This is a genomic window from Leucobacter soli (genome assembly GCF_042659205.1).
Classification (GTDB): Bacteria; Actinomycetota; Actinomycetes; order Actinomycetales; family Microbacteriaceae; genus Leucobacter; species Leucobacter soli.
This window is the reverse complement of record NZ_JBHSRW010000079.1, coordinates 1-10,160: the sequence shown is the minus strand read 5'-3', so window position 1 is coordinate 10,160 and position 10,160 is coordinate 1. Positions and strand designations below refer to the sequence as shown.

The 10,160-nt window shown below is 68.3% G+C and carries 11 protein-coding genes; 4 read left to right on the top strand and 7 right to left on the bottom strand.

The annotated features are described in order from the left end of the window. Positions 1-10: 10 nt before the first annotated feature. From ACFPZL_RS06875 to ACFPZL_RS06860, 4 genes are all read right to left on the bottom strand, one after another. Complete coding sequence (locus ACFPZL_RS06875) at positions 11-313, bottom strand: EthD family reductase (protein WP_218114707.1); 303 nt, start codon at positions 311-313, stop codon at positions 11-13. A gap of 91 nt (positions 314-404) precedes the next feature. Then, positions 405-1,850 carry a purine-cytosine permease family protein gene (locus ACFPZL_RS06870; RefSeq protein ID WP_218114708.1) on the bottom strand — a complete coding sequence of 482 codons (1,446 nt, stop codon included), beginning with the start codon at positions 1,848-1,850 and terminating at the stop codon, positions 405-407. Beyond that, complete coding sequence (locus ACFPZL_RS06865) at positions 1,847-2,041, bottom strand: hypothetical protein (RefSeq protein WP_218114709.1); 195 nt, start codon at positions 2,039-2,041, stop codon at positions 1,847-1,849. Before ACFPZL_RS06865 ends, ACFPZL_RS06870 begins: the two co-directional genes overlap by 4 nt. Before the next feature lie 77 nt (positions 2,042-2,118). Beyond that, positions 2,119-3,174, bottom strand: coding sequence for an LLM class flavin-dependent oxidoreductase (locus ACFPZL_RS06860; RefSeq protein WP_218114710.1), 1,056 nt, complete (start codon positions 3,172-3,174; stop codon positions 2,119-2,121). 32 nt (positions 3,175-3,206) lie between these two features. On the opposite strand from ACFPZL_RS06860, the gene ACFPZL_RS06855 reads away from it, so the two are divergent. Next, positions 3,207-4,232 (top strand): Lrp/AsnC family transcriptional regulator, encoded by a 1,026-nt coding sequence (locus ACFPZL_RS06855; protein ID WP_218114711.1) that lies wholly within the window; start codon positions 3,207-3,209, stop codon positions 4,230-4,232. A 64-nt stretch (positions 4,233-4,296) separates the two neighbouring features. Here the strand turns inward: ACFPZL_RS06855 and ACFPZL_RS06850 are convergent, their stop codons facing one another. Together ACFPZL_RS06850 and ACFPZL_RS06845 are read right to left on the bottom strand one after the other, a co-directional pair. Further along, positions 4,297-5,781 carry an aldehyde dehydrogenase family protein gene (locus ACFPZL_RS06850; RefSeq protein WP_218114712.1) on the bottom strand — a complete coding sequence of 495 codons (1,485 nt, stop codon included), beginning with the start codon at positions 5,779-5,781 and terminating at the stop codon, positions 4,297-4,299. A 38-nt stretch (positions 5,782-5,819) separates the two neighbouring features. After that, a complete protein-coding gene (locus tag ACFPZL_RS06845) occupies positions 5,820-6,323 on the bottom strand; it encodes a flavin reductase family protein (protein WP_218114713.1) in 504 nt (167 codons plus the stop codon). A gap of 263 nt (positions 6,324-6,586) precedes the next feature. On the opposite strand from ACFPZL_RS06845, the gene ACFPZL_RS06840 reads away from it, so the two are divergent. Together ACFPZL_RS06840 and ACFPZL_RS06835 are read left to right on the top strand one after the other, a co-directional pair. Continuing rightward, complete coding sequence (locus tag ACFPZL_RS06840; protein ID WP_218114714.1) at positions 6,587-7,549, top strand: redoxin family protein; 963 nt, start codon at positions 6,587-6,589, stop codon at positions 7,547-7,549. Continuing rightward, complete coding sequence (locus ACFPZL_RS06835; RefSeq protein ID WP_218114715.1) at positions 7,546-7,884, top strand: antibiotic biosynthesis monooxygenase family protein; 339 nt, start codon at positions 7,546-7,548, stop codon at positions 7,882-7,884. Before ACFPZL_RS06840 ends, ACFPZL_RS06835 begins: the two co-directional genes overlap by 4 nt. 414 nt (positions 7,885-8,298) lie before the next feature. On the opposite strand, the gene ACFPZL_RS06830 is transcribed toward ACFPZL_RS06835, so the two are convergent. Beyond that, positions 8,299-8,880, bottom strand: coding sequence for a MarR family winged helix-turn-helix transcriptional regulator (locus ACFPZL_RS06830; protein WP_218114716.1), 582 nt, complete (start codon positions 8,878-8,880; stop codon positions 8,299-8,301). Between the two features lie 102 nt (positions 8,881-8,982). On the opposite strand from ACFPZL_RS06830, the gene ACFPZL_RS06825 reads away from it, so the two are divergent. Then, positions 8,983-10,160: MMPL family transporter (locus tag ACFPZL_RS06825; protein ID WP_382334939.1), on the top strand; the 1,178-nt coding region annotated here is incomplete at its 3' end.

The following is a 10,160-nucleotide window of genomic DNA, read 5'->3' as shown; positions in this document are numbered from 1 at the left end:
GCGTGCGCGCTCATTCCGCGGCCCTGCGGGTGACGTGGAGGATCGAGACGCCCTCGGTGGCGAAGTTCGCGACGTCGGCGACGGATGCGGCGCCGGCCTCGCTGGCGAACGACCGGTCCGCGGCCTCGCGCGAGGCGTAGCTCAGCCGTGCGACCACGAGCGGGTCGCCCTCCGCCGGGTCGGAGACGAAGCCCCAGGCGAACTCCGCGAGTTCGGGGAGGGCGTGCACCAGCGGAACATGGGTGCTCTCGTAGTGCGCGATGAACGCGTCGCGGTCGGGGATCGAGTGGTAGGTGACGAATACGTCGTGCATGGTTGGCCCGTCTTCTTTCTGTCGGTGCGTCGGTGGGAGAGGGGACGGGGTCCGGCGCCGCGGCACCGGACCCCGCGGGGCGGGGCGCCCGTCAGCGCACCGCGTCGGTCGAGACGACCGCGGCGTAGCCGCCCTTGCCGAGCGGGATGGTGACGAGCTTGGTGCCGACCCAGTAGACGAGGCCGGCGATGACCAGGGCCGGGATCGTGGCGGTCGTGTACTGGAACGGCGCGCGCGACTCGTACGTGATCGGATCGAGCAGGTAGAGGTAGGTGATCACGCCGGCGGCGAATGCCACGATGCTGACCCAGTTGATCCCGCCCCAGAACCAGTACTGGGATCGCCGGTCGTTCACGTAGAGCGAGGCCACATGGAGTCGCTGCTTCCGCAGGATGAAGTAGTCGACGATCTGGATGCCGCAGATGGGCGCGAAGGCCAGGCCGAGGAATCCGAGGAAGGTGCCGAAGTTGTCGAATACCCAGTCCTGGAAGAAACCGGCGAGGATGATCGCCGGGATGATGGCGACCATCGTCGAGGTCAGCCAGGAGGTCTTGCGTACGACCCGGATCTGGCGGAAGGCGACCGTGCAGGCGTAGGCCCCGATCAGCGCCGTGCCGATGTTGGCCAGAACGATGAACACCAGCGCGACGATGCCGAAGAGCGGGCCGCCCACGTCCACCAGGTACTGGGTCGGGTCGCCGCCCGATTCGGGCTGGAGCAGGCCGCCGTAGAGACCGGTCAGCGAGCCGACACCGACGGCGACGCCGAGTCCGAAGAACGCCGGCCAAAGCGACTTGCGGGCGCTCGGCGAGTTGCGGATGATGACGCCCGTGTAGGCCCACCACGAGAGATTCGAGGCGATCAGCACCTCCATGGAACTCGTCCAGTCGATGGAGAAGTCCTCCCATGGCGCGACCGCAGGGGCATTGATCAGGGTGTCCCACCCGCTCGAGGCGATCAGCATGTACATGATGGCGAGCGAGAGCACGAGCACGGCGATGGAGATCGCCACGCTGAAGTTGCGCACGTTCGTCGCGCCCTTGCGCAGGAGCACGAGGACCACGAGCACACCGACGATGCCGAACGCGCCCGGCATCCACGCCTGGGCTTCGATACCGAAACCGCCGAGGATCGCCGTGACGGCGCGGCCGAGCAGCACGAAGAGATAGATGTTCCAGCCGAGCGTCGCGAGATAGACGAGCGCTATGGCGAGGCCCGAGCCGCGGTTGCCGAGTTGCGCCTTCGACGCGGCGACTGCATCGATGCCGTACTTCGACGAGATCGGGAGGCAGGCCAGAACGATGAAGAGGATGCCGAGAAGCGCGCCGGCCATGATGGCCAGCGTGCCGGTCCCGGCCGGCAGATAGTACGCGACGAAGCCGCCGATGATGAAGCACCAGGTGGCGATCGCGGTCGATACCGAGGTGCTGAAGATGGCGAAGGGCCCCCAGGTCCGCTTGCCGCGGGGCAGGGGTAGGCCGTCCTGGACGGACTGCGCGTCGAGTTGCGAGGTGAGGTTGTTGTTCTGAGCGGTCATGATGCGAGCATCCCCCAGACGGTCAGGATAACCGGCACGAGGATCGTCGCGAGGCCGAGGAGCACGTAGTCGCGCTTCTCGAGCTGGATCCCCTGGTGCTCGGGCTGTTCGAGCTGGTCGACGAGATCCCGCAGATGCGGTTCTTCGATGAGTGCCCGGGCTTCTTCGGCCGAGCTGACTTGAGCTGCCATCTGGCATGCCTCTCTTTCGTGATTACGGTAGTGGATGGTTGATGGATTCGTGCATCGTGCGGTGAGGGTCCGACGGTTCACCTGCTGAAGCGGGGAATGACCTCGGTGCCGATCAGCTCGATCGAGCGCATGATGTTCTCGTGTCCGACGCCGTCGATGCGGAGCAGTACCTCATCCATGCCCATGGCCTCGAGATGCTCGAGCCGTGCGATGTAGTCCTCGGGCGTGCCGATCATCACGGAGGGGCTGTGATCGCACAGCCAGGCGAGATCGCCCTCGTGCTCGCGGAGCTTCTCGATGATGTCGAGGTACTTGTAGTTGGGGTTCTTCGACAGCGGGATGTAGAGGTCGAGGATGAACTTGAAGTAGCCGAGCGCGACCTCGCGGGCGGTTTCGAGCGCCTCCTCGCGGGTCGGCGCGCAGTAGGCGGTCGCGACGTACAGGCCCTTGTAGTCGTTCGGCGCGACGACGTTCGAGTGATCCGCCGCGGCGAAGGCGGCGTCGTAGGCCTCGTTGCACTCCTGCAGGTAGTCGAAGCCGAAGTAGTTCTCGAAGGTGATCACGCCGATGCCGCGCTTCGCCGCATTGCCGTTCGACTCGACGCTGGACGCCGCCACCGAGACCGGCGGGTGGGGCCGGGTGATCGGCTGGGGCACGATCTGCGCCTCGGGGATCTTCCAGACGGGCCCGTCGTGGCTCAGCACCGGGTCGACCATCGCCTTCATGAGCACGTCCATGGAGTCCTCCCATTGCGCGCGGGTCTCCGACGGGTCGACACCGAAGACGTTCATCGTGGTGAGGTTGTTCGACCGTGCGGTGCAGATCTCGGCGCGGCCGTTCGACATGATGTCGAGCGTGGCGAGACGCTCTGCGACGAGAATCGGGTGGTTCCACGCGAGCATCACCGAGGCCATCGTGCGGAACTTGATCCGCTCGGTCTGGGGGGCGATCGCGGCGTACAGCACCTCGGGCGCGGCCACGGAGAAGCGCGGCGGGCTGAAGTGCTGCTCCGACGTGCCCCAGGTCGAGAATCCGAGCCGGTCGGCGAGCTTCACCTCTTCGACGAGGTCGTGGTATCGGGTGGCCTGGTCGGTCCCGGTGAGGTCGCCCTCCTGGAGCAATCCGATCTTCATGTTCCGTCTTCCTTTGCAAGTAGGGTGGGGTTGTGCTGGAGTCTCTGGGTGTTGGGGCCGGATCAGGCGGCCTCGGGCAGCGGATCCCTGCGTCGGAGCTCGACCGCATCGATCACGCGCTCGTCTTCGGCCTGCAGAAGGACGGCCGGGCATCGGCTGCGGCTCTCGCCCGCGATCTCGGCCTCGATCAGCGCACGGTGCGCCGACGGGTGGAGCGTCTGCTCGACGAGAAGGTGATTCGGATCGCCGCCGTCACCGATCCGCGTCAGCTCGGCTACCACTCGCGGGCGCTGGTCTGCGTGAAGACGAGCGGATCGTCGGATCATGGGCGGCTGTACCAGGAGATCGCGGCTCTCCCGGAGGTCGACTACTTCACCGTGACGAGCGGGCGCTTCGACTTCCAGGCCGAGGTGTTCTGCGCCGACGACGTCGACCTGAATCGGGTGATCTCGGAGGAGTTCCGGGGCCGGCCCGAGGTGCAGGCCGTCGAGGTGCTCTACTATCTGCGCCTGCACTACCAGAACGCCTGGTTCGGCTCGATCGGCACGCTGTACGTCAAGGAGGGCGTCCGGCCGTTCGAGCTCGATGACGTCGACTACCGCCTCGTCTCGCTGCTCGTCGCCGACGGCCGGTTGACCTTCGACTCGCTCGCCGCGGAGCTCGGCATCTCCGAGACCATGGTGCGGAAGCGGTACACGGCGCTCACGCGCGCCGGCGCCATGCGCGTCATCGCGATCGCGAATCCGCTGCACCTCGGCTACGCGGCGACCGGCTGGTTGGCGATCACCTGCTCGGCCTCGGGCAGCATCGGCGATATCGCGGAGGAGCTCACGCGAATAGACGAGGTCTCCTACGTGGCCATCACGGCCGGCAGTTACGACATCGTCGTGGAGGTCGTCTGCAAGACGCACGAGGATCTCCTCTCTTTGATCGATTCCCGGGTCCGGCCGATCGCGGGGATCGAGCGCACGGAGATGTGGCTGTATCTGGACCTCGAGTACAAGGCGCTGCTGCCGCTGCAGCCGCCCGGTGCCGGTCGGCCGACGCCCGGCCCCTGAACGAGCCGTTCCGTCTCGCCGGGGCCGGGATATCGTCGTCTCCGTTCTCGCTGCCGTTCGCGGCTCAGTCGATCGACATCCAGATCGTGCGGGTGTCGAGGTACTTCTCGAGGCCCTCGGGCCCGCAGTCGCGCCCGTTGCCCGAGTCCTTCATCCCGCCGAACGGCGCTGCGGCGTTGTAATCGGCGTAGGTGTTCACCCAGACGGTGCCGGCGTCGAGCGACTGCGCGAAGCGGTGCGCCTTGCCCGCGTCGCGGGTCCAGACGCCCGCGGTGAGGCCGAATCGCGTGTCGTTCGAGCGCTCGATCGCCTCCTCGAAGGTGTCGAAGGGCTGCACGACGACGACCGGCCCGAAGATCTCCTCGGCGACGACGGACTCGTCGTCGGCGGGGCCGACGAGGGCGGTGGGCTCGAGGAAGTAGCCGGCTCCGGGCAGGCGCTTGCCGCCGAACGCGATGCTGCCCGATCCCTCGGCTGCGGCCTGGAGGTAGCCCTCGACCTTCTCCAGGTGCTGCGCCGACGAGAGGGGGCCCATGGTGGTGTCGGTCGACAGGCCCGCGCCCAGCACGAGCGCCCGGGCGTGCTCTTCGAGCACGCCCACCACCTCGTCGAGCGCGCTGCGCTCCACGAGGATGCGCGAGCCGGAGAAGCAGACCTGCCCGCTGTAGAAGAACGCGGTCGTCGCGGCGTAGGCGGCGGCCTTGGGGATGTCGGCGTCGGCGAAGATCACGTGCGGGTTCTTGCCGCCGAGCTCGAGCGAGGCGTCTATGAGGTTCTCTCCCGCGATCGAGCCGAGCAGCCGGCCGGTGCGGTCGGAGCCGGTGAAGGTGATCTTGCGGACGCCGGGGTGACGCACCAGCTCGTTCCCGGTGGTGGCTCCCGTGCCGACGACGACGTTGACGACGCCGGCCGGCAGGCCCGCCTCGATCGCGAGCTCCGCAAGACGCAACGACGAGAACATGGTCAGCTCGGAGGGTTTGAGCACGACCGTGTTGCCGGCGGCGAGGGCCGGCGCGAGCTTGATCGCGGCCTGGCAGAACGGGAAGTTCCACGGGGTGATGGCCGCGACGACGCCGAGCGGCACCTTCTGGGTGTAGACGTGCGCGCCGGGGGTCGACACGGGGACGACCGAGCCGGTGATCTTGGTCGGCCAGCCGGCGTAGTAGCGGAACTGCTCGACGGCGAGCGGCAGGTCCACCGCCTCGACGTAGGCGATCGGCTTGCCGCCCTCGAGCGCGTCGTACTCGGAGAGTTCGTGCGCGTGCTCCTCGATGAGGTCGGCGAGCCGGTGCAGCAGCGCCTCGCGCTTGGCGGGCAGCAGGTCGCGCCACTCCTCGGCGTAGGCGCGCGCGGCGCTCGCGACGGCGCGGTCGACGACGGCGGCGTCGGATTCGCGCAACGTGGCGATCACGGCGCCGGTGGAGGGATCGATCGTGCTGAGCTCCCCACCGGATCCCTCGACGATCTCTCCGTCGATGTAGGCGCCGCGCTGCTTCGCGATGAAGGCGCGCGCGGTCTCGGTGAGGGTGTCGGGAAGTTCAGACGTCATTGGTGATTCCTTCGTTTCTTCTCGGGTCGTGACGTGGGTCAGGCGGCGGCCGTCGGGAGCATCTGACGGCGGTGGTAGACGATCGGGGTGCCGGTCTCGTCGTGCGCGATGTGCTCGATGCGTCCGACGACGATGGTGTGGTCGCCGCCGGGCAGCAGCGCCTCGACGGTGCAGTGCATGGCGAGGGTCGTGCCGGCGATGAGCGGGAGACCGGAGATCGCGGGTGTCCAGTCGAAGTTCTCGAATTTGCTCTCGCCTTTGCGCGCCAGGGCGTAGGCCGCGTCCTGCTGGCCGTCCGCGGCGATGTGCACGAGGAACTCGTGCCCCTCGGGCAGCGCGGCCAGGGTGTCCGAGCCGTTGTCCAGGCAGACGAGCACCAGCGGGGGATCGAGCGAGAGCGAGCTCACCGCCGACACCGTGGCGCCGCGCGGCTGGCCGGAGGCGTCGATGGTGGTCAGCAGCGAGACGGCTGCCGGGAGGTCGGACATCGCGTTCCGGAAGGCATCGGACGAGACCGGAGAAAACACACCATTGTTAGACATGGATGTCATGGTAGGTATCTAAAATGGGGGTAGCAATGCTTTTTTCCGCACCGTTTCCGGATCGTGCATGAGGTTTTCGCGCGATCCCGGGTTCGGATTCCGACGATCGCACGAAGAATATATTCTGCGATCGGCGTTCAGGCGATCATTCGACGCGGATCGGCCTTCGCGCGGCGGGGCGGAGCGGGGGCCGCGCCGGATCGACGCGCCGACTTGACCCTGCCCCCGAGGGGAGGGTCTACCGTGGGCGGAGGAGGTCGAGCATGCGCATCGGAGAACTCGCGCGCCGCACCGGCGCGTCGGTGAAGGCCATTCGCTACTACGAGCAGCTGGAGCTGCTGACTCCGACGCGCGAGGCGAACGGGTACCGGAGCTTCGACGAGGGCCACGTGCGCGTCGTCGCAGAGATCCGAGAGCTGAGCGCGATCGGCGTCTCTCCGCAGCGGGCGGCTCCGTTCGTCGCGTGCCTCGACGCCGGGCACGAGCACGGCGACGAGTGCGCGAGCTCGCTGGCCGTGTACCGCGACACGATCGCCGAACTCGACCGGATGATCGACGCGCTGGTGCGGCGGCGCGACGAGCTGCGAGGCCGGCTCGAGACGGGCGCGAACCGGGGCTTCGCCCCGACGCCCGCGCCCGCGGACTACACGGTGCTGCCCGAGGGCCTTCCGGTGCCCGAGGACGACGGCGCGGCCGACCACCTGACCGGCACCCGCATGCCCGCCCTCGAACTGCCCACGAGCGACGGCGGATCCGTGCGCCTCTCGCATCTCGGGCCCGGTCGCACGATCGTCTACCTGTACCCGCTCACGGGCCGACCCGGTGTCGACCTCCCCGCGGGCTGGGATGCCATCCCCGGCGCGCGCGGGTGCTCGACGGAGGCCTGCGACTTCCGCGATCACTTCACCGAGCTGCGGGCCGCCGGAGCCGAGCGGGTGCTCGGCCTGTCGAGTCAGAGCCCCGACTACCAGAGCGAGGTGGTCGAGCGCCTGCGCCTGCCCTTCCCGATGATCTCCGACGAGTCCTTCGCGCTGCACGAAGCGCTCGGACTCCCGCTGTTCGCGGCTCCAGGCCACGCGCGGCTCTACGCGCGGCTCACGCTCGTGATCCGCGACGGGGTCATCGAGCACGTCTTCTACCCGATCTTCCCGCCCGACACGCACGCGCAGCAGGTGCTCGCCTGGCTCGCCGAGCACCCGAGCAATCCCGAGGAGCCACCCCGATGACCGCCGTACCCGCCTTCAGCTCGACCTTCATCTTCGAGGTCGGTGAGCTCGACCACGATTTCCATCGCATCAACGACGAGGTCGCGGAGCGCGCCCGCAGTATCCCCGGCTTCCTCGGCGAGGAGGCCTGGCACGATCCGGAGACGGGTCTGCATGCAGAGGTCTACTACTGGGAGAGCTACGAGGCGCTCCGGCAGCTCGTCGACATGGATACGCACCGGATCGCGAAGGTGCGGTCGGGGGAGTGGCTGGGGCCGTATCGGGTGGTCATCTCCGAGGTGCGATCGGTCTACGGCGATCCTGCGCTCGGCATCGCGCACGCGCCGGCGGAGTAGTTGCCGGCTTGTAGATCTTCGTCGTCGCGAGCAGCGCCCCTGGGGCTCGCGCAGGAGACGCAGGATCTGCGAGACATGCCCGAAGTTCCCGGCTCCTCCTGAGTCGACCGGGTTGGTGCCCCGTGCCCGAGCTGCCGAGCGGTGTCAATAGTTCACGCACCTCTCCCGGTATCGCGGCCGGAACACCATGCTCCACCCGGAATCGCGCTGACGCTCTCCCCGCACTTCCGTTCCCATGCATGCCTCGGTGAAACCTCGGCGAGAGGTGGAAAAAGGTTCTTCTGCGGGAGAATTTCCACCATTCTCCGCCTCTCGCAGGATGGGGGCGGGGTGGGATCGGGCTTACCGGCGTCGGGCGACTCGTGCTGCGCGCACGCGCCGGCGGAGTAGCACCCGGATCCTCAGGCCGCCGGATCAGGGGCGGCCGCGCGTCCACTCGGCGTCGGTCAACGCAATCTCCGCGGTCATGTCCGCGAGGAAGCGGATCACGACCTCCCGCTCCTCCGTGGTGAGGCGCGCGGCGGAGCTGAAGCGCTTCGCGTGCTGCCGTCCGACGGTGCGCATCGCCGCGTCCTCCGTCTCGGCGGTGACCTCGATCGCGAACGCGCGCCGGTCGGTCGGGTGGAGGCGGCGGACGACGTGCCCGCCCTTCTCGAGCCGGTCGAGCAGCTTCGTGGTCGAAGCGGCGGAGATCCCCAGGTGGCCGGCGATCATGCTCGGCGTTGCGACTTCGCGCCGATTCTTGGCGACGATCAGGTAGTGCAGGGCCCGCATGTCCTGCCTGCTGAGCTTCATGTACGCCTCTGAGGCGTCGGCGACGGCCTGCTCCGCCGCGCGGAGGTCGGCGAGCGCCGTCATCAGCCGGCCGATCTGAGCGATGTCGGCCTGCGGCAGCTCGGAACGATCGACGAGCACGCTTTCGGGGTCGCTCGAGTCCACCTCGTAGAGGTGCGCTGCGATGGAGTCCGGGACACCCGCGCGCGACGGATCGGCCATGCCGCAATCCTACGGGCGGGTAATCATCCCGTGCAAATAGTCAACTTCAGTGTACTATCTACTATTGGAAAGAATAACTCACCCCTCCAGGAGCTCATCACCATGCCTGCTCTCCGCCACGGGCGCACCGCCGCTTCCCGCGCACACGCCCACGCCGATGCCGGCACTCGTGCACCGCGATGGCTGAGGATCCTGCTCCCCGCGCTCCTGATCCTGATCTGGCTCGTCGGCGCCGGTGTCGGCGGACCCTACTTCGGCAAGATCGGCGAGGTCTCCTCCAATGATCAGACCTCGTACCTGCCCGAGTCGGCGGATGCGACGAGAGTGCAGGAGGCCCTCGGCGCGTTCAACGACTCGGACGCGATCCCGGCGGTCATCGTCCTCGTGGGCGACGACGAGCTGACCGAGGCGCAGATCGCGACGCTGCAGGCCGCCGTCGACGAGCTGCCCGGGATCACCGGCGTCGGCGACGAGATCTCGCCCCTGATCCCCTCGGAGGACGGGCGGGCGCTCGAGGCGTTCGTGCCCATCGACGGCGAGGCCGGGGTGGGGGATGCCGTGACCGCCGTCTCCGAGCACCTGCGCGCATCGGCTCCCGACGGAGTCGATGCGTTCGTGACCGGGCCCGCCGGGTTCACCGCCGACCTCGTCGCGGCGTTCTCCGGGATCGACGGACTGCTGCTCGCGGTGGCGCTGCTCGCCGTGCTCGTCATCCTCATCATCGTCTACCGTTCGCTCCTGCTCCCGGTCGCGGTGCTCTCGACGAGCCTGTTCGCGCTCACCGTCGCCCTGCTCTCCGTCTGGTGGCTGGCGAAGACCGGCGTGCTGCTGCTCAGCGGCCAGACCCAGGGCATCCTCTTCATCCTCGTGATCGGCGCCGCCACCGACTACTCCCTCCTCTACGTCGCCCGGTACCGTGAGGCGCTGCGTTCGGAGCAGGACAAGTGGGCGGCGAGTTTCGCCGCGCTCCGAGGGTCGTGGGAGCCGATCCTGGCTTCGGGCGGCACCGTGATCGCCGGACTTCTCTGCCTGCTGCTCAGCGACCTCAAGTCCAACAGCACGCTCGGTCCAGTCGCGTCGATCGGCATCGTGTTCGCCATGCTGTCAGCGCTCACGCTGCTCCCCGCGATCCTCTTCGCATTCGGACGGGCGGCGTTCTGGCCCAGGCGACCGAAGTACGAGCCCGAGGCGGTCGCCGCCGAGGGCGGCGTGCCCGGGACCGGCCCCTGGGCCCGAGTCGGCGGCCTCATCCGCAGGCGGCCGCGGCTCATCTGGGTCGT